The organism is uncultured Arthrobacter sp., from assembly GCF_947493765.1.
In the GTDB taxonomy this organism is placed as follows: domain Bacteria; phylum Actinomycetota; class Actinomycetes; order Actinomycetales; family Micrococcaceae; genus Arthrobacter_D.
In genome coordinates, this window is sequence record NZ_CANLSZ010000002.1 from 190,014 (window position 1) to 207,315 (window position 17,302).

Annotated in this window: 17 protein-coding genes; 2 read left to right on the plus strand and 15 right to left on the minus strand. The window is 70.9% G+C overall.

The features are described 5' to 3' along the window. Positions 1-51: 51 nt before the first annotated feature. The 13 genes from Q0747_RS03830 to dacB all read right to left on the minus strand — a co-directional run bounded on the left by Q0747_RS03830 (position 52) and on the right by dacB (position 12,676). Positions 52-1,002: a Rossmann-like and DUF2520 domain-containing protein gene (locus Q0747_RS03830; RefSeq protein WP_298251935.1), complete on the minus strand. Its 951-nt coding sequence runs from the start codon at positions 1,000-1,002 to the stop codon at positions 52-54. Continuing rightward, positions 989-2,713, minus strand: coding sequence for a PH domain-containing protein (locus Q0747_RS03835; RefSeq protein WP_298251936.1), 1,725 nt, complete (start codon positions 2,711-2,713; stop codon positions 989-991). Before Q0747_RS03835 ends, Q0747_RS03830 begins: the two co-directional genes overlap by 14 nt. Next, positions 2,710-3,225, minus strand: coding sequence for a PH domain-containing protein (locus Q0747_RS03840; protein WP_298251937.1), 516 nt, complete (start codon positions 3,223-3,225; stop codon positions 2,710-2,712). The genes Q0747_RS03835 and Q0747_RS03840 overlap by 4 nt, the downstream gene beginning before the upstream one ends. Continuing rightward, positions 3,218-3,703: a DUF3180 domain-containing protein gene (locus Q0747_RS03845; RefSeq protein WP_298251938.1), complete on the minus strand. Its 486-nt coding sequence runs from the start codon at positions 3,701-3,703 to the stop codon at positions 3,218-3,220. The genes Q0747_RS03840 and Q0747_RS03845 overlap by 8 nt, the downstream gene beginning before the upstream one ends. Before the next feature lie 6 nt (positions 3,704-3,709). Then, complete coding sequence (gene folK, locus Q0747_RS03850; protein WP_298251939.1) at positions 3,710-4,204, minus strand: 2-amino-4-hydroxy-6-hydroxymethyldihydropteridine diphosphokinase; 495 nt, start codon at positions 4,202-4,204, stop codon at positions 3,710-3,712. Then, entirely contained in the window at positions 4,201-4,608 is a 408-nt protein-coding gene (folB, locus tag Q0747_RS03855) for a dihydroneopterin aldolase (protein ID WP_298251940.1), read from the minus strand. Before folB ends, folK begins: the two co-directional genes overlap by 4 nt. Then, positions 4,605-5,513: a dihydropteroate synthase gene (folP, locus tag Q0747_RS03860; RefSeq protein ID WP_298251941.1), complete on the minus strand. Its 909-nt coding sequence runs from the start codon at positions 5,511-5,513 to the stop codon at positions 4,605-4,607. The genes folB and folP overlap by 4 nt, the downstream gene beginning before the upstream one ends. 13 nt (positions 5,514-5,526) lie before the next feature. Continuing rightward, the gene (folE, locus tag Q0747_RS03865; protein ID WP_298251942.1) at positions 5,527-6,144 is read right to left on the minus strand and encodes a GTP cyclohydrolase I FolE; all 618 of its coding nucleotides are present in this window, start codon (positions 6,142-6,144) and stop codon (positions 5,527-5,529) included. A gap of 52 nt (positions 6,145-6,196) precedes the next feature. Next, a complete protein-coding gene (gene ftsH / locus Q0747_RS03870; RefSeq protein WP_298251943.1) occupies positions 6,197-8,251 on the minus strand; it encodes an ATP-dependent zinc metalloprotease FtsH in 2,055 nt (684 codons plus the stop codon). A 170-nt stretch (positions 8,252-8,421) separates the two neighbouring features. Next, positions 8,422-8,973, minus strand: coding sequence for a hypoxanthine phosphoribosyltransferase (gene hpt, locus Q0747_RS03875; protein ID WP_148599932.1), 552 nt, complete (start codon positions 8,971-8,973; stop codon positions 8,422-8,424). 3 nt (positions 8,974-8,976) lie between these two features. Then, positions 8,977-10,071: a tRNA lysidine(34) synthetase TilS gene (gene tilS, locus Q0747_RS03880; RefSeq protein ID WP_298251944.1), complete on the minus strand. Its 1,095-nt coding sequence runs from the start codon at positions 10,069-10,071 to the stop codon at positions 8,977-8,979. Next, positions 10,064-11,200, minus strand: a complete 1,137-nt coding sequence (locus tag Q0747_RS03885; RefSeq protein WP_298251945.1) for a zinc-dependent metalloprotease — start codon at positions 11,198-11,200, stop codon at positions 10,064-10,066. The genes tilS and Q0747_RS03885 overlap by 8 nt, the downstream gene beginning before the upstream one ends. Positions 11,201-11,266: 66 nt before the next feature. Continuing rightward, positions 11,267-12,676 (minus strand): D-alanyl-D-alanine carboxypeptidase/D-alanyl-D-alanine-endopeptidase, encoded by a 1,410-nt coding sequence (gene dacB, locus Q0747_RS03890; RefSeq protein WP_298251946.1) that lies wholly within the window; start codon positions 12,674-12,676, stop codon positions 11,267-11,269. Between the two features lie 154 nt (positions 12,677-12,830). On the opposite strand from dacB, the gene Q0747_RS03895 reads away from it, so the two are divergent. Both Q0747_RS03895 and Q0747_RS03900 read left to right on the plus strand, forming a co-directional pair. Then, a complete protein-coding gene (locus Q0747_RS03895) occupies positions 12,831-13,397 on the plus strand; it encodes an inorganic diphosphatase (protein WP_298251947.1) in 567 nt (188 codons plus the stop codon). A 42-nt stretch (positions 13,398-13,439) separates the two neighbouring features. After that, positions 13,440-14,063, plus strand: coding sequence for a hypothetical protein (locus Q0747_RS03900; RefSeq protein ID WP_298251948.1), 624 nt, complete (start codon positions 13,440-13,442; stop codon positions 14,061-14,063). Between the two features lie 133 nt (positions 14,064-14,196). On the opposite strand, the gene gdhA is transcribed toward Q0747_RS03900, so the two are convergent. Then, on the minus strand, positions 14,197-15,531 hold the full coding sequence (gene gdhA / locus Q0747_RS03905; RefSeq protein ID WP_298251949.1) for an NADP-specific glutamate dehydrogenase: 1,335 nt from the start codon (positions 15,529-15,531) through the stop codon (positions 14,197-14,199). Between the two features lie 299 nt (positions 15,532-15,830). Further along, positions 15,831-17,177, minus strand: coding sequence for an insulinase family protein (locus tag Q0747_RS03910; protein WP_298251950.1), 1,347 nt, complete (start codon positions 17,175-17,177; stop codon positions 15,831-15,833). Positions 17,178-17,302: the final 125 nt, after the last annotated feature.

Genomic DNA, 17,302 nt, shown 5'->3' on the forward strand with positions numbered 1-17,302 from the left:
ACGGACGACGCCCCGGTGGCGCGGCCGCAGGAACGGTGGGGAGCTGGGGGCTCAGGACGGCGGTCCGGGACGCGTGTCCGTGGCCTGTCCGGGCCCGCCGGTACCGGGTGGGTCGGCGAGTGCCGCCAGGATGGCCTCGCCCTGCGCCGGGGAGAGGACACCGCGCCCGAGGGCCCGTTCGGCGGTGGCCCGCGCCATGCCGAGGTACGCCTGCCGCGTATCGGGGGCGTCGTGCCCGCCGAGGGCCTCACGGTGGGCCACGACCGTACCGGCGTCGCCCCGCGCCACCGGACCGGTCAGGGCGCCCTCGCCCGAGGCGAGCGCGTTCTCGAGGGAGGCCTTCATGAGCGGCCCCAGCATGCGGTCCGGATGCTCGACGCCGAGATCGGCGAGCAGTTGCGCGGACTGGGCCGCGATGGTGACGAGGTGGTTGGAGGCGTGGGCCAGGGCCGCGTGGTACAGCGGCCTGGACCCCTCCTCGATCACCACCGGCTCGGCCCCCATCTCGACCACCAGCGCCTGGGCGATCGGCAGCACGGCCGACGGCGCGGTGACGCCGAACATGCTGTCGGGGAGACGACCGAGATCCAGGCTCATCCCGGTGAAGGTCATCACGGGGTGGATGGCCAGCGGGATGGCGCCGGCGGCACGGGCCGGGCCGAGCACCCCGATGCCGTAGCGCCCGGAGGTGTGCACCACGAGCTGCCCCGCCTGCCAGGATCCCAGCCGCGCCAGCCCCTCCACCAGTCCTGGCAGGGCGTCGTCGGGGACGGCCAGGAGCACCAGTTCGGCGCGTTCGATGATCTCCGGGGGCTCGAGCACCGGTACCCCGGGCAGGAGGTTCTCGGCGCGCTCGAGACTCGCCGCGGAGACGGCGGAGACACCGATGACGGCATGGCCCGCGGCCCTGAGGGCGGCCCCCAGGACAGCGCCGACCCTGCCCGCCCCGATGACGCCCACGCCGAGCCGCCCGGGACGCCGGGACGCGTCACCGGGGGTCATCGGCGGGTCCTCCGGCGGGCGGGGCGGGGACGTAGCTCGGCACCTCGGGCATGACCTCGCGCGTACCCGGCGGCACCGGCTGCTCACCCGTGGTCGGGGTGACGTCCGTGGTCGGGGTGACGTCCCTGGTCGGCAGGGCGTCCGTGGTCGGGGTGACGTCCGTGGTCGGGGTGACGTCCGTGGGTCCGGCCGGCACCGGAGCAGTTCCGGGCGCTGCCGGCTCCCGCACGAGGATCGGTTTCATCCACTGCTCGGGTGCGCCGCGGCGTCGTGCCTCCGCGGCGCGGGCCGCCTGGCCGTGGAACAGGTCCCAGGCGACGTCGGAGTCCGTCTGGTGCACCCGTGGGCTGACCGGCCCCGGTGTGGTCTGGAACTGCAGGGTGGAGACCCGGAAGCGCCGGTCCAGCGGCCCCTGCTCGATCGACAGGGACTGGGTGCGCTCGTGCGGCACGACGACGAGCTGGCGCCACAGCACCCCGGAGCGCATCAGGAGGGCCGTGGAGGTCACCGCGAAGCCGTTGCGCCGCCAGGCCAGGGGTGCCAGCCAGCGTGCCCTGCGCGGAGTGGTGACGAAACCCTCGCCGTCGTCCCGGCCCGTCATCCCGGCGGAGAACAGCTCGACCGGGCGCTCCGTCCCGGGATCGGGCAGCACCAGGGCGAGGATCTGCAGCACCTCCTCGCGCGTGCCGACGGGCAGCAGCGTGGCTCGGGCCTGGTCCTCTCCCGACGCCGCAGCACCGTAGCCGGCCACATTGACGCTCACGCGGTACCAGCCCTTGAGCCGCCACAGCGGCGACTGCACGATCGACAGCGCCTGCACCCGCCCAGGCGGTACGGTCTGCGCGCGCGTGTCGAGCAGGCCGTAGCGCATCCTGATGCCGTCCGGCGAGGTCGCGGCGCGGAAGTTGTAGCCCGTGCCCAGGGCCGACCAGTAGGCGCCGCCCACCCCGATGAGGATGGGGATGAAGGACGTGGCCACGATCGCGGTCCCCAGGACGACGCCGAGCACGAACACGGCGACCGCGGCCACGAGGAGCACCACCGTGGCGCCGGAGAGGACGGCCGCCCCGATGACGCGGCCGGGACTGAGTGCCACGACCTCGCGCTCGGGTGCCTCGACGATGTCCTCCGGGTGCTCCGGGTCGGTCTCCACGCCCGCCGCCCTGGCCAGGATGGTGGCGCGCAGCCTCCTGGCGTCGTCGAGCTTGAGGAACGCGAGCCGTACTGCCGACTCCCCGGCGTCCGCCACCTCGAACTTCAGCTCCGCGAGCCCGAAGATCCGGGCCAGGAGCGGCTGGACGATGTCGATGGCCTGGACCCTGTCGAGCCTCGCCTGCCGCTGCTGGCGGAAGATGACACCGGAGTGCACCCGTACGTGCTCGGCGGTGACCTGGTAGCGGGTGAAGTACCAGGCGACGAAGAAGCCCGCGGCGATGAGCAGGACGACGCCGAGGAGCACGCCGCCGGCGAGCAGGAGCCCGACGCCCTCGGGCAGCGGCCCGCGCGCCCCCGACCCGGCGTCGAAGAGACCCTCGAACCAGTCGCGGCCGACGAAGTAGAGGATGGCCACGAGGGCGATCCACCCGCGCACGAGCGGCGAGATGAAGTGCACGCGCTGCCAGGGGACGCCGGCGTCCGCGTCCTTCTCCCCGACCGCTGCGTGCGGCGCGACGCCCGGATGCTCGCCGCCGGTCCCTGGGGCTGTCGTCACAGCCCGGCCAGCCGGGATTCTCCCCGCGCCGACAGCTGCTCACGCAGCCTCGTGCCCTCCTCGGTGGGGAGGCCCGGGATCAGGGCGTTCGTGGCCGGGGACGCGGTGTGCAGCTTGAGCGTGCAGATCCCGAAGGCCCGCTGGAGGGGCCCGACGGCGATGTCCACGTACTGCATGCGGCCGTACGGCACCACCATGGTGCGCTGGAAGAAGACGCCCTGGCGGACCAGGAGATCGTCGTCGCGCTCGGCGTAGCCGATCGCCGCGACCTGGCGCGGGAGCAGCAGTCCCCGCCAGACGGCGCCCACGAGGACGAGGGCGGGCAGCGCCCAGACGACCCACCCGGGCGGGAAGGAGTCCCAGACGCCGGTCAGGCGCAGGACCAGGGGGACGCTCGCGATGACCAGCCAGACGAGCGATCCCAGCAGCCAGCCGAGGATCCTGACCCGCAGGTATCTGGGGGACACCCTGGACCACTCGAGCCCGGAGGGGTCGATCGGTTCGCTACGCATACTCCCCCTCCTCACGCTCCGGGGTTCCTGTGGCGTCGTCGTCGGGCGGGAGCCTGCAGAAGTTCTCGACGACCAGTCCCACCACAATCATGACCATGCCGCCCACCATCAGCGCAACCGAGCCCCAGAGCGGCGCCGTGCCGGAGCGCACGGCCAGGAGGGCCACCTGGTCCACGAAGATGCCCGCGTGCCAGCCCAGACTCACCGCCCCGGCATACGCGCAGGCCTGCGCCAGGACGAGCGTGCGCGTGGCCAGGATCGGATCGAGCGGGCGGTCCCGGCGGCCGTTCGTCCACCGCAGCACGCGGCGGCCGAACACCAGGGTGATGCCGATGATCACGGCGGTGGTGACGAGGGAGGTCAGGGGCAGGGTGGGCGTGCCGTAGCCGTTGCGGGTGGTCAGCCAGTTGGCCAGCCAGCCCAGCAGCCCGGACACCAGGCCCACGAGGGCCAGCCAGCGGAAGCGAAGGGGACTCACCGCGTCCTAGTCCTCCTCGAAGGGCGCGAGGCCCGGGAGATCGGGGGCCTCGGCGGCGAGCTCGCCGACCAGGCGCCCGTCGAGGCGTGCAGCGGGGTCCATCCACGCCCAGGGCTGCAGGACGAAGGCCCGGGAGGCGGCCCGCGGGTGGGGAAGCGTGAGCGTCGGGTCGTCCGAGGTCAGGGACCCGTAGGTGATGATGTCGACGTCGAGGGTCCGCGGCCCCCAGCGGACGGACCGCGTGCGCTGGTACTTCTCCTCGACGCCCTGGCAGTGCGCCAGCAGCTCGAGCGGGGCGAGGGAGGTCTCCACCTCGAGCACCATGTTCAGGTAGTCGGGCTGCTCGGGTCCGCCCACCGACCGGGTCCGCACGACGGGCGAGAGCGCGTGGAGGCGCACGTCGTCGTGGTCCGCGAGGTCCGCGACGGCGCCGACCAGGGTGTCCCTGCTGGCCCCGAGATTGCTGCCGAGGGCCAGGACGGAGCGTACGGTCCCGCTCATGCCCGGCTCCTGCGCAGGGTCACGGCCACGTCGTCGAACGGCACCGTGATGGGCGCCTGGGGCTTGTGCACGGTGACGTCGACGGCGGCGACGGGGTAGGTGCCGAGGACGGCGGCGGCGATGGTCTCCGCGAGGGCCTCGATCAGCTCGAAGGGCTCCCCGCCGATGATGGCGTGGACGTGGTCGGCCACCTCGCCGTAGTGGGCGGTCCGGGCGAGGTCGTCGCCGGTGCCGGCGGGCTGCAGGTCGAGGTGGAGCACGAGGTCGACCACGAACGGCTGGCCGTCGCGGCGCTCGTGGTCGAACACGCCGTGATGACCCGTGGCCGTGATGCCCCGCAGGGTCACCGAGTCGAGCCGGCCCGACGGCGAGCCGGGCGTACCGGTGACGGCCCGGCCGCTCACCGGGGGCCCACGGCGGCCGCGACCTTCACGGCGTCGAGTGTGGCGGCGGGGTCGTGCACCCGCACACCCCATGCCCCGGCGCTTGCGGCGAGGGTCGCGACGGCCAGGGAGGCGTGGTCGCGCTCCGCCGGGGCCGCCGTCTTCCCGGCGCTCGTCAGGAGGGTGCCGAGGAAGCGTTTGCGGGAGGCGCCGACGAGGAGGCGGTGCCCCAGACCCAGGAAGACGTCGAGATTCCTGAGGATGGCCCAGTTGTGCTCGTCGGTCTTGGCGAAGCCGATCCCCGGATCCAGGATGATCCGGTCGGGGTCGACGCCGGCCGCGACGAAGCGGTCGCGCAATCCGGTGAGCTCCGCGGCGACCTCCGCCACCACGTCCCCGTACTCGGCCAGGCCGTCCATGGTCGCTGCAGTACCCCTGCGGTGCGTCAGGACGTACGGCACCCCGCGCTCGGCCACGAGGGCCGGCATGTCCGGGTCGTACTCCGTGCCGGAGACGTCGTTGACGATCCCGGCGCCGGCGTCGAGGGCCTGCCGTGCCGTCTCCGCGTGCCGGGTGTCGATGCTGACCAGCGCGCCGGCCTTCGCGAGGGCACGGACCACGGGCAGCACGCGCGCCAGCTCCTCCTCGACCGGTACCTCGCGGGCCTGGGGGCGGGTCGACTCGCCGCCGACGTCGATGATGTCGGCCCCACCGTAGAACAGGCGCAGACCGTGGGCGACGGCGTCGTCGGTGGTGGCGTAGCTGCCGCCGTCGCTGAAGGAGTCCGGCGTGACGTTGAGGATCCCGAGGACCAGGGCGCGGTCCGTGGGCAGGTCGGCGACCGTCCTGGCGGCGCGGACGGCCCGGATGACCGGCAGCGGCGAGGTCGCCGGCCCGGTGCCGGGTGCTGCGGCGAGAGAATCCATGTGCTCAGGTGTCCTATCTTCCGAGGATGAGGCTCATCGCCTCGGCGCGGGTCGCCGTGTCGCGGATCTGGCCCCGGACGGCGGAGGTGACGGTCTTCGCGCCGGGCTTGCGGACGCCGCGCATGGACATGCACAGGTGTTCGCACTCCACGACGACGATCGCTCCCTTGGGCGTGAGGTGTTCCATCATCGCATCGACGATCTGCGTGGTGAGCCGTTCCTGGACCTGCGGGCGCCGGGCGAACACCTCGACGAGCCGCGCGAGCTTGCTCAGCCCCGTGACACGGCCCTCCTCCGACGGGATGTAGCCGAGGTGGGCCGTGCCGTGGAAGGGCACGAGGTGGTGCTCGCAGGTCGAGTAGAACGGGATGTCCTTGACCAGGACGAGCTCCTGGTGGTCCAGGTCGAACGAGGTCGCCAGGATGTCGCCGGCGTCCTGGTGGAGCCCGGCGAAGATCTCGGCGTAGGCCTTCGCCACGCGGGCAGGGGTCTCGAGCAGCCCGTCCCGGTCGGGGTCCTCCCCGATGGCCACGAGGATCTCCCTCACCGCCCGGCGGATACGCTCCTGGTCCACGGGCTGGGCGACGGCCTGCAACTGCGCATCCATCATGTCGTCGTCGAACGCTGTCATGGGTGTCCTTCCTTCGTGGACCGCTGCCGGGCACCCACCCTGGGGTCGATCGCTAGCCGTCCGGGCGCTCGGCGCTGTTGTCCGATCCGGTCGACGGCAGGTCCGAGTCGTGCACGTCGAAGTCGCCGGGGATGTTGGCGGCGGCGAGCTGGTCCTGTGGCGCCACTGTACCCGGTGCGGGCTGACCGCTCTCGAGCGCCTCGGCCCGCTCCTTGCGGGAGGTGACCGGCGGGAGGGAGTGGACGGGGCGCGTTCCCTTGGACAGCCACACCTCGCGCAGGCTCCGCTTGCGCACGTCCGAGAAGACCTCGGCGATCTCGGCCTGGTTGAGGGTCTCGCGCTCCAGCAGCTCGAGGGCGAGGCGGTCCAGGACGTCGCGGTTCTCCGTGAGGATCTGGTACGCCTCGTCGTGCGCGTTGTCGATCAGGCGGCGCACCTCCTCGTCGACCACGAGGGCTATCTGGTCGGAGTAGTCGCGGTCGCTGCCCATGTCGCGGCCGAGGAAGGGCTCGCCCGCCCCCTGCCCCAGCTTCACCGCGCCGATGCGCTCGCTCATGCCGTACTGCGTGACCATCTTGCGCGCGGTGCCCGTGGCCTTCTCGATGTCGTTCGAGGCTCCCGTCGAGGGGTCGTGGAACACGATCTCCTCCGCCACGCGCCCGCCCATGGCGTAGGCGAGCTGGTCGAGCAGTTCGTTCCGGCTCACGGAGTACTTGTCGTCGCTGGGCATGACCATGGTGTACCCGAGGGCGCGACCGCGCGGCAGGATGGTCACCTTGGTCACCGGGTCCGTGTTGCGCAGCGCCGCCGCCACCAGGGCGTGACCGCCCTCGTGGTAGGCGGTGATCTTGCGCTCGAGTTCCTTCATCACGCGGGAGCGCTTCTGCGGCCCGGCGATCACGCGGTCGATCGCCTCGTCGAGGGCGCGGTCGTCGACCAGCTGCGCGTTGGAGCGCGCCGTGAGCAGGGCGGCCTCGTTGAGGACATTGGCGAGATCGGCTCCGGTGAAGCCCGGCGTCTTCTTGGCCACGGCCTTCAGGTCCACCCCGGCCGCCATCGGCTTGCCCTTGGCGTGCACCGAGAGGATCTGGGCGCGGCCCTTCATGTCGGGGGCCTCGACGCCGATCTGGCGGTCGAACCGGCCGGGCCGCAGCAGCGCGGGGTCCAGCACGTCGGGGCGGTTGGTCGCCGCGATGAGGATCACGTTGGTGGTGGCGTCGAAGCCGTCCATCTCCACCAGGAGCTGGTTCAGCGTCTGCTCGCGCTCGTCGTTGCCGCCGCCCACCCCCGCGCCGCGGTGGCGTCCGACGGCGTCGATCTCGTCCACGAAGATGATGGCCGGTGAGTTGTTCTTGGCCTGCTCGAAGAGATCCCTGACGCGGGAGGCGCCCACGCCGACGAACATCTCCACGAAGTCGGAGCCGGAGATGGAGTAGAAGGGCACTCCGGCCTCGCCGGCCACCGCACGGGCGAGGAGCGTCTTGCCCGTGCCGGGCGGGCCGTACAGGAGCACGCCCTTGGGGATCTTGGCGCCGAGGGCCTGGAACTTGGCGGGCTCCTGGAGGAAGTCCTTGATCTCGAGGAGTTCCTCGACCGCCTCGTCCGATCCGGCGACGTCGCTGAAGGTCACCTGCGGCATGTCCTTGGAGATCAGCTTCGCCTTCGACTTGCCGAACTGCATGACCTTCGAGCCGCCGCCCTGCATGCGGCTGAGCAGGAACCAGAAGATGACACCGAGGATCAGGATGGGGAAGATCAGGCCGGCCAGGCTCAGGAACCAGTTGCTCTCCGCGGGCTGGTCGGTGAAGCCGTCCGCGCCCGAGGTGTTGATGGCGTCGACGACGCTCTCGGCGCGGGCGGTGCTGTAGAAGAACTGGACGCTCTTGCCCATGTCCTCGTAGTCCTCGCGCAGGGTCAGGTCCACGCGCTGCTCGCCGTCGTAGATCTTGGCCTGCGCCACTTGGCCGTCCTCGAGGAGTCGGAGCCCCACGTTCGTGTCCACGCGGGAGCTACCCGATCCGAAGAGTGTCGGCAGGACCAGCAGCAGAGCCACGACCGCGAGGACGATCCAGAAGATCGGCCCCTTGAAGATGTTCTTGAATTTCATTCGTCTCAGGGCAGCAAGCCCTGTCCCTCCTGCTGGTGCAAGTAAAAATGTGCGGGCGCGCTGCCGGAGCCGCCCGGCAGGCTTCCCAAGATATACACCGTCCGTGCTGCACCACGCATGACCGGCGCCAATAGTTCCCTCTGGGCGTACTGCCGACGGGCGGCGGGGGCCTACTCGTAGATGTGCGGGGCCAGCGTGCCGATGAAGTCGAGATTGCGGTACTTCTCGGCGAAATCGAGGCCGTAGCCCACCACGAACTCACTGGGGATCTCGTACCCGACGTACTTGACGTCGATCTCCACCTTCGCGGCGTCGGGCTTGCGCAGCAGGGTGCAGATCTCCACCGAGGCCGGTCCGCGCGAGAGCAGATTGGCCTTCAGCCAGGAGAGCGTGAGCCCGGAGTCGATGATGTCCTCGGCGATCAGGACGTGCTTGCCCATGAGGTCCGTCTCCAGGTCCTTGAGGATCCTGACGACGCCGGAGGACTGCGTCCCGGATCCGTAGGACGAGACCGCCATCCAGTCCATGGTGACGTGGGAGTGCAGTGCGCGGGCCAGATCGGCCATGACCATCACCGCGCCCTTGAGCACACCCACCAGGAGGATGTCCCGGCCCTGGTAGTCGGCGTCGATCTGCGCCGCGAGTTCGGTGATCCGCTGCTGGATCTCTTCCCTGGTGTAGAGGACGTGCTTGAGATCTGACCGGACGTCGTTGGAATCCACCGATTACTCCTGGGTTGGACGGCGCGACTTCTTCACGCCGGCACCGTTGCTGCCAAGGACAAGATTGCCATAGCTTGGTTCCCCCCGGAGAACCGAGCGCCCCCGGACCTGGCGGTGGACGCTCACCCCGCCCCCGAGCTGCACGGGCCCGGCGGACCCCTTGCGCTCCAGCAGCGACTCCGCCGCGCGGAGCCGTTCGGCGCTCGGCTGGAAGGCGCCGAGCTCGAGGGCAGCCAGGGCCAGCACCCGCTGCCGCAGTGCCGCCGGGAGGGCGCGCAGATCCTCCTCCGGGAGCAGCACCTCGCCGTCGTCGCCCTCCGTCCGCATCCCCGAGTACGCCCGCCGGCTGAGATCGGAGAGGTGATCGGCGTCCTGTCCGAGGATCCGCGCCGAACGTGCCAGCGCCTGCGCGATGCCCGGGCCGAGCCGGTCCTCGAGGAACGGCAGCACCTCGGCGCGGACCCGTGACCGGGCGAACGCCGGATCGAGATTGGTCGGGTCGTGCCATGGCTCGAGGCCGTAGAAGCCGCAGATGGCCTCGGTGTCCGCGCGGCGCAGCTCGAGGAAGGGGCGGAGGTAGGGACCGCGGCGAGCCGGCATGCCGGCGAGGGACCGCGTGCCCGAGCCCCTGGCCAGGCCCAGCAGCACCTGCTCCGCCTGGTCGTCGAGCGTGTGGCCGAGCAGGACCGCAGAGGCCCCCAGCGTGGCCGCGGCGTCGTCGAGCGCCGCGTACCGCGCGCTGCGGGCGGCGGCCTCCGGCCCCATGCCCTCGCTGTGGACCGCGACGCGGTGCACGTGGACGGGAACGAGGCCCAGGCCCCGCGCCGCGCCGGCGGCACGGTCGGCGATCGCGTGGCTGTCGGGCTGCAGCCCGTGGTCGACGACGACGGCCCCGACCCGGGCGCGGCCGGTGTGGACAAGGTGAGCGGCGACCGCCGCGAGAGCCAGCGAATCGGTTCCGCCGCTGCAGGCCACGAGGACGAGCGGCAACCCTGCGGGATCGTCCGCGCCCGGCTCCGCGAGGATCCCCTCGAGGCTCGCACCGAGCAGATTGCGCGCGGTGCCCACCGCGGGCAGCAGCCGGGGGCGTCTAGCCATGGCGGCGCAGGCTCATCCTGTCGATCCACTCGTCGGGTGCGTGGATCTCCTGCTCGGTGGGCAGGTGTGCGGCCGATTCCCAGACCGCGTTGAAGCCGTCCATGCCGGTCTGGCCCACCACACGGCGGACGAACTTCGAGCCGTCGCTGTACTGGCGCATCTTGGCGTCCAGGCCCATGAGCTGCCGGATGAGCTTCTCGAGGGGCCCGCGGGAGGTGCCGCGGGCGTTGAACCGCCGGCGGATGGTCTTGACGGAGGGGACGATGCTCCCGTCCACGCCGTCCATCACCACGTTCGCGTGACCCTCGAGCAGGCTCATGACGGCGGTCAGGTGGGAGAGCCGGGCCTTGTCCTCGGGGCCCTGGAGCATCGACAGCACGCCGCCGTCACGGGGCTGCTCCCGGGTCTCCACCGCTGCGTCCGGGGAGCGCGGCGCCGTCGATGCGAGATTCCTGACCGCTGCTCCGAGGCGCTCGGACAGGGAGTCGGCCTTGTCCATCAGACCGGAGGTCAGCTCGCCGATGTGGCTGGTCATGTGGTCCCGCAGCCAGGGCGCGGCGGCGAACTGCACGCGGTGGGTCTGTTCGTGGAGGCACACCCAGAGCCGGAAGTCGGAGGGGTCCACGTTCAGTTCGCGCTCCACGGCGATCATGTTGGGGGCGACGAGCATGAGCCTGCCGCCCTGTCCGTGCCGGGAGGGGACGAACGGGTCGTACTGTCCCAGCACCTTGCTGGAGAGGAAGGCGAGGATGGTGCCGAGCTGCACGCCGGTGAGGGTCCCGCCCAGGGCCAGCGACGCCGAGCGCATCACCTCGGGCCGCGCGGCCGCGAGCTGGTCCAGGGCGGGCTCGAGGAGCGTCCGGAAGCTCTGGGCGTTGGCCCTGGACCACGAGGCGCGGTCGATCACCAGGAGCTCGGAGTCACGGAGGTCCCGCGCGGCGTCGAGCCGCGAGATGGCGTGGACGTGGGCCACGGAGTCGTCGGCCAGGCGGCGGATGTTCTCCACGGCGCGCGCTATCTCGGCCGGCTTCATGGTCGGTCCGGCCGGTGTCAGGGACGCCGCCGTGGAGGCAGCGATCTCCCAGTTGACCAGCTGCGGGCGGGGTGGCGCTGACTCGTTCCGGGACATGCGCCTATTCGATCACATCCCGCGGACACGCCGGATCCATCGGCAGCCTCCGGCCGGCGGGGACGGTCACCGGCAGCCGCACGAGGCCAGGGTGGCCGCGGCGCCGTCCGCGGCGGCCCGCGCCCGGGCCGTGTTGCCGTCGAGCCCCGTCGCGAGGAAGGAGAACACGAGCAGCCGGCCGTCCACCGTCACCACGTGCCCCGAGAGCGCCGTGACGGCGTTGAGCGTGCCGGTCTTGGCCCGCACCACTCCGGCACCCGCGGCTGATCCGCCGTCCTCGAACCGCCCCGACAGGGTCCCCGTGGCCCCTGCGACGGGCAGCGAGCGGGCCACCGCCACGAGACCCGGGACGCCCGAGGTGGTCGTGGCGCGGAGCAGGACGGCCAGCTGGACGGGGGAGACGGCGTTGCGGACCGACAGTCCCGCCGCGTCCCCGAGGACCAGTCCCTCGCCGGGTACACCGAGGCGCTCGGCGGCGGCGGCGAGGGTCCGGGTGGCGCCGTCGGACGACGCCGGCCTGCCGCTCCTCAGCGCGGCGCCGCGCGCCAGGGCCTCGGCCAGGTAGTTGTCGGAGACCTCCAGCATGCGCCGCACCTGGTCCTCCAGGGGTGCCGACTCCACCGCGGCGACGACCCGGGCGCCACCGGGCGCACTCGCCCGTTCCACGCCTGGGCCGACGGTGACGCCGCGCTCGGCCGCCGCTGCGGAGAGTGCGGCGGCGAACGTGCGGGCCGCGTCGAGGGCCGCGTCCTGCGAGCGCGGTCCGCTGGTCCGCCCCTCCCCCGGCCAGGCGGAGTTGACGGCGAGGGCATGCACCGGCGCGATCTGCCCCGCGTCGATGTCTCCCCGGGCCCAGGTGGGGTTCAGCGCGGGGCCGGTGAACAGGCTGTCGTCGAGATACACCGTGTAGGGCCCGGCCCCGGGGTCGAGGGCCTCCGCCGTCCCGGCCGCGAGGGTGCCCAGCCCGGCCTGCCCCACCACCGCGTCGGGATCGGAGGGCCCGGCACCGAGGAGGACGTCGCCGCCACCGTGCAGGTAGAGCGCACCGGGCCGGTCGGTGGAGGCGAGGACCGACGTCGTGAGGCGCTCCCCGGGCTCGGCGTAGGTCATGGCCGCGACGGCCGTGAACAGTTTGATGTTCGAGGCGGGCGCCTGCAGGCGGGCTGCGTCCCGGGAGAAGAGCACGGTGCCGTCGCTCGCATCGACCACGGTCCCCGCGAACGTCCCCGGGCCCTGGAACCGGAGGGCGGCGTCGAGCCGGGGGCCGAGCACCGCCGGGTCGGGAGCGGGGGCTGACGGGGACAGCGGCGCCAGGACCTCCGGCGGCGGGACCGCGGACGGCAGGAGCTGCTGCGTCGGAGTCACGGCGGACGGTGCCACCGGCCCGCGCGACGTCGGCTCGAGGGTCACCCGGACTCCCACCACCAGCACCAGGACCGCCAGGAGACCCGTCAGCAGGCGGAGCAGGCGCGTCATCGTGTCCTTCCACGTCGCAGGGTCGATCAGGGCCGGCTCGACGGTCGGATGCCCTGGTAGGGGCGGGCGACCGATATGTTGGGAACCGACGAGTAAACAGTAGACCGGCAGGGCGCGGCCGCGGCCCAGCACCGACCCATTCCCAGGAGTTGCCATGAAGCTCGACGTCACCATCGAGATCCCCAAGGGTTCGCGCGTGAAGTACGAGATCGACCACGAGACACACCGACTGCGCCTCGACCGTGTCCTGTTCACCTCCATGCAGTACCCCACGCACTACGGCTACTTCGAGAACACGCTCGGGGAGGACGGCGATCCGCTGGACGCGCTCGTGATGCTGCAGGACTTCGACCTGATCCCGGGGGTCCTCGTGGAGTCCCGGCCCGTCGGTGTCTTCAACATGACCGACGACGGCGGCGGGGACGCGAAGATCCTCTGCGTGCCGGTCGATCCCCGGTTCGAGCACATCCAGGAGCTCTCCGACGTCCCCGTCTTCCTGCTCGACGAGATCAAGCACTTCTTCGAGCGGTACAAGGACCTCGAGCCCGGCAAGTGGGTGGAGGCCGCCGACTGGGCCGGCCGCGCGGAGGCCGAGGCGGAGGTCGAGGCCTCGCTCGAGCGCTTCCGGGCGCTCGGGGAAGGCAGCGCGGAGGACCAGCCGCAGGGCCGCGACATCGACGTCGAGGCGGAGAACGCCACCGACTCCCCCGAGGGCCGCTGACCCGGAGAGCGGGCCGCTCCTGCACCCGGACGTCCTGAGGCCATGCACTTCGTCCTGACCATCAACCAGCGCGACTCCCGCGAGGTGGGAGATCTCGTCGACGAGCTCCTGGGGACCCTGCGGTACCTCCCCACGCTGGTCCCTTTCCAGCGGTCCGTCGGTGACGAGGTGCAGGGGGTGGTGGACACCGCGACGACGGCGGTGGACGCGGCGCTGCGGGCCCTGCGGTCCCGCCGGTGGTACGTGGGGATCGGCGTCGGGGGGCTCACCCCGCCGGTACCCGAGCGGATCGTGCACGCACAGGGGTACGGTCTGGTCCTCGCCCGGAGGGCCGTGGACCGCGCGCGGAGGACCGGGGAGCGGATCCCGCTCGCCGTCGAGGGCCCCGACGCGGAGATCGCGGCGGAGGCCGAGGCCGTGCTGCGCCTCCTCGGGCGGATCGTCCACACCCGCACGGACGCGGAGTGGGCCGTCCTGGATCTGCTGACCCCGGGGGCCCGGGGCCAGCAGAAGTACGTGGCCGAGGAACTCGGCGTCACCGCCCAGGCCGTGAGCCGCGCCGTCGTCCGCTCCCACTGGACGGAGGAGTGGGCCACGCGCCCGGCCGCGGCCCGCCTGCTGGACCTCGCCCACAAGCCGGCCGCGCTCGCGGACCCGGTCCCCTGAGAACCACACGGGGCCCGGCAGCGCCCCGGCAGCGCTCCGGCGGACGGCGGTGGTGGCGCGACCCGTGCGGGTCCGCGCCTCCAGGACCGCCGGACGACGGCCGGACGACGGCCGGACGACGGCCGGACGACGCCTAGATGACGCCCAGTGCGAGCATGGCGTCGGCCACCTTCAGGAAGCCGGCGATGTTCGCGCCGGTCACGTAGTTCCCCGGTGCCCCGTACTCGTCGGCCGTCGCCGCACAGCGCTCGTGGATGCCCACCATGATCTCCTCGAGGCGCCTCTCCGTGTGGTCGAAGGTCCACGCGTCGCGGCTGGCGTTCTGCTGCATCTCCAGCGCGGAGGTGGCCACGCCCCCCGCGTTGGCCGCCTTGCCCGGGCCGAAGAGGATCCCCGCCTCGTGGAAGAGGGACACCGCGGCGCGCGTCGTGGGCATGTTGGCGCCCTCGGCGACGGCCACCACCCCGGACTCGACCAGCCGCTTGGCCGCCGCTTCGTCCAGTTCGTTCTGCGTGGCGCACGGCAGCGCCACCGTGGCGGGCACGTCCCAGACGGAGCCGCTGTCCACGAAGACGGCGCCGCTCCGCTCGGCGTACTCGCTGACCCTGCCGCGCTCGGTCTCCTTGATCTGCTTCAGCAGCTCGACGTCGATCCCGCGCTCGTCCACCACGTAGCCGGACGAGTCCGAGCAGGTGAGCACCGTGGCACCGAGTGCCTGTGCCTTCTCGATCGCGTACATGGCCACGTTGCCGGAGCCCGAGACCAGGACGCGCTGCCCGTCGAGGCTCTGGTTCCGCGTGGCGAGCATCTCGTTCGCGAAGAGGACGGTGCCGAAGCCGGTGGCCTCGGGGCGGACCAGGGAGCCTCCCCAGCCCATCCCCTTGCCGGTGAGGACGCCGGACTCGTACCGGTTGGTGATGCGCTTGTACTGGCCGAAGAGATAGCCGATCTCGCGCGTGCCGACGCCCATGTCACCGGCCGGGACGTCCGTGTACTCGCCCAGGTGCCGGTACAGCTCCGTCATGAAGGACTGGCAGAAGCGCATCACCTCGCCCTCGCTGCGCCCGCGGGGATCGAAGTCCGAGCCGCCCTTGCCGCCACCGATCGGCATGCCGGTCAGCGCATTCTTGAAGATCTGCTCGAAGCCGAGGAACTTGACGATCCCCAGGTTGACGGACGGGTGGAACCGCAGGCCGCCCTTGAAGGGGCCGAGCGCGGAGTTGAACTCGACGCGGAAGCCCCTGTTGATGCGCACCTGTCCGGAGTCGTCCACCCACGGCACGCGGAAGATGATCTGCCGCTCCGGCTCGCAGAGCCGCTCCAGGACCGCCGCGGCCTCGAACTTCGCGTGCTTCTTCAGGACGGGGCCGAGCGACGCGAAGACCTCGTCGACGGCCTGGTGGAATTCTGCCTCACCGGGGTTCCGGCGGAGGACTTCCGCTTTGATGGAGTCGAGCTCGACTGTCATGGCGCCTTTCGGGTATCTGGTGCTCGGACGGTACCGCCCTGGGAAGAGTACGTGCCTGGGGTAGCCGGATCATAAAGAGATGAAGCGGCGATGACATCTACGCCGGCAGGTCGGCCGCCAGCTGCACTGAGGAGAACGGGCGGTGGCAGGGGACGGGGTTCCTGAGCAGACGGTGAAATACGACATAGCCGTCAACCCAACGAGAACGTCTATCTCATCGTTCCACTACACCGTGAAGAAGGGCCTTGCTCGCTCAGGCCCTCCGACGGATTCACCTATCGGGGTGAGGCAGCGCCCGGTCAGCCGACATTCGCCCGATAGGTGAGGGAAGGATCGACGCGGCTTTCGATGAGGGCAAACGCCTCATGCCCCTTTGCGAACCAGGATCGTTGAAGTTCCACAGACGCGGCATCGACCCCGTGAAGTGCGATTCCGTAGGACGTGTATTCGAGTCCGCGAACGTCTTCCCACCGGATCGTGGTCACCACACGGTCCACCAGGCTTACGCCATCATCGCCGATCACGAGGCGAGCCTTCGACGGGACTCCTTGGAAGGACCCACGGAGGCTGCGCTTGAAGGCACGTCCGGATACCGGTTCGTGGGCGCCGGTGCCGAAACTGTTCAGGGTGGGATCCGACGTACCTGTTCCCTCGGGCATACCTACGAGCTGAGGGTCGAATCGAAGGGACAGCACATCCTTCACCGTCTGCGACGTCACTGCCGCGGTCTCGGTGACCATCTGTTCCGGACTGATGATCTGCTCCCCCACCAGGTGACGTCGGGCGGCATCCGTGGCGGCGACAACTGCTGAGCGAGGATCCGCTACGAAGCCTGCGATGTCGTCCGTCAGCTGCTGCAACTCCAACTCGTCAGGCCCATTCGACGCCAGCTCTTGCAGTATCTGCCGAAGCTCGCTGCACACCAGGTCGGCATTCTCCCTCCGTGGATCGGCGGTGAAGCACACGATGCTCTGATGTCCGCCACCCTCGAAAAGGTCGAACTCGATGTCGTAGATCAACCCACGCTGCTTCCTCAGATCAGCCAGGGCTCGCTGACAGACGATCTGCGCCATCGCGGAGGCGCTCGTTCTCGCCGATTCCGACCCGGACTCGTACTCGAACGACAACGCGAGGGGAGGCCCGCCCAGCTCGAACCAGAGCGGCATCGGAAGGCCTCTGGTCGGAACGGCAACAGAAGGGTGCCGGGCTTCACCGGGAGGAAGAACGAGGGACAGGCCCGGAGGAGGAGGGCCCGTCAACGCCAGCGCCGCATTACCACTCGTGAGAAAGTTCCTGATGACTTCTTCAACGGCGTCCTGACTGATGCTGGTGAGTGCCGGCTGATCGACCCCTGCAAGCCCTAACGAGGAGAGGCCGTACCTGCGTAGGAGGTGCTCTGCAACTGCTGGTCCTACAACAGATGAGGCTTCCGCAGCTAGAACCTTTCTCTCGACTTCCAAGGAGCCGAAATCGGGAACGCAAATGTGTGCACAGACGTCGTTGAGGAACGCGACCACCTGCTCGGGGCGGCCGGTGGCTTCGAACGACATGAAACTCAGCTCAACCGTCGCATTGTGATCGTGCCGGGGTGACGGTACACCGCTCATCACGACATGTTCGGCGAGATGGGTGATGCCCGAGGTCATTAGGGACTCGTCTCGAACTCCAACACGAAATACGAGTTCGGCACTCAGGGGAGGGGGACCCTCGACCCAGAAAACGGGTACCCCGTCGATCTCGACCCTATTGAGTGGCATGCCTCGATCCTAGG

Excerpts from the sequence above, each read along its gene's own strand:
- Q0747_RS03830 (WP_298251935.1), bottom strand. The coding sequence starts at position 1,002 with ATGACCCCCGGTGACGCGTCCCGGCGTCCCGGGCGGCTCGGCGTGGGC.
- Q0747_RS03840 (WP_298251937.1), bottom strand. The coding sequence starts at position 3,225 with ATGCGTAGCGAACCGATCGACCCCTCCGGGCTCGAGTGGTCCAGGGTG.
- folK (WP_298251939.1), bottom strand. The coding sequence starts at position 4,204 with ATGAGCGGGACCGTACGCTCCGTCCTGGCCCTCGGCAGCAATCTCGGG.
- folP (WP_298251941.1), bottom strand. The coding sequence starts at position 5,513 with ATGGATTCTCTCGCCGCAGCACCCGGCACCGGGCCGGCGACCTCGCCG.
- folE (WP_298251942.1), bottom strand. The coding sequence starts at position 6,144 with ATGACAGCGTTCGACGACGACATGATGGATGCGCAGTTGCAGGCCGTC.
- ftsH (WP_298251943.1), bottom strand. The coding sequence starts at position 8,251 with ATGAAATTCAAGAACATCTTCAAGGGGCCGATCTTCTGGATCGTCCTC.
- tilS (WP_298251944.1), bottom strand. The coding sequence starts at position 10,071 with ATGGCTAGACGCCCCCGGCTGCTGCCCGCGGTGGGCACCGCGCGCAAT.
- Q0747_RS03885 (WP_298251945.1), bottom strand. The coding sequence starts at position 11,200 with ATGTCCCGGAACGAGTCAGCGCCACCCCGCCCGCAGCTGGTCAACTGG.
- dacB (WP_298251946.1), bottom strand. The coding sequence starts at position 12,676 with ATGACGCGCCTGCTCCGCCTGCTGACGGGTCTCCTGGCGGTCCTGGTG.
- Q0747_RS03895 (WP_298251947.1), top strand. The coding sequence starts at position 12,831 with ATGAAGCTCGACGTCACCATCGAGATCCCCAAGGGTTCGCGCGTGAAG.
- Q0747_RS03900 (WP_298251948.1), top strand. The coding sequence starts at position 13,440 with ATGCACTTCGTCCTGACCATCAACCAGCGCGACTCCCGCGAGGTGGGA.
- gdhA (WP_298251949.1), bottom strand. The coding sequence starts at position 15,531 with ATGACAGTCGAGCTCGACTCCATCAAAGCGGAAGTCCTCCGCCGGAAC.
- Q0747_RS03910 (WP_298251950.1), bottom strand. The coding sequence starts at position 17,177 with ATGACCTCGGGCATCACCCATCTCGCCGAACATGTCGTGATGAGCGGT.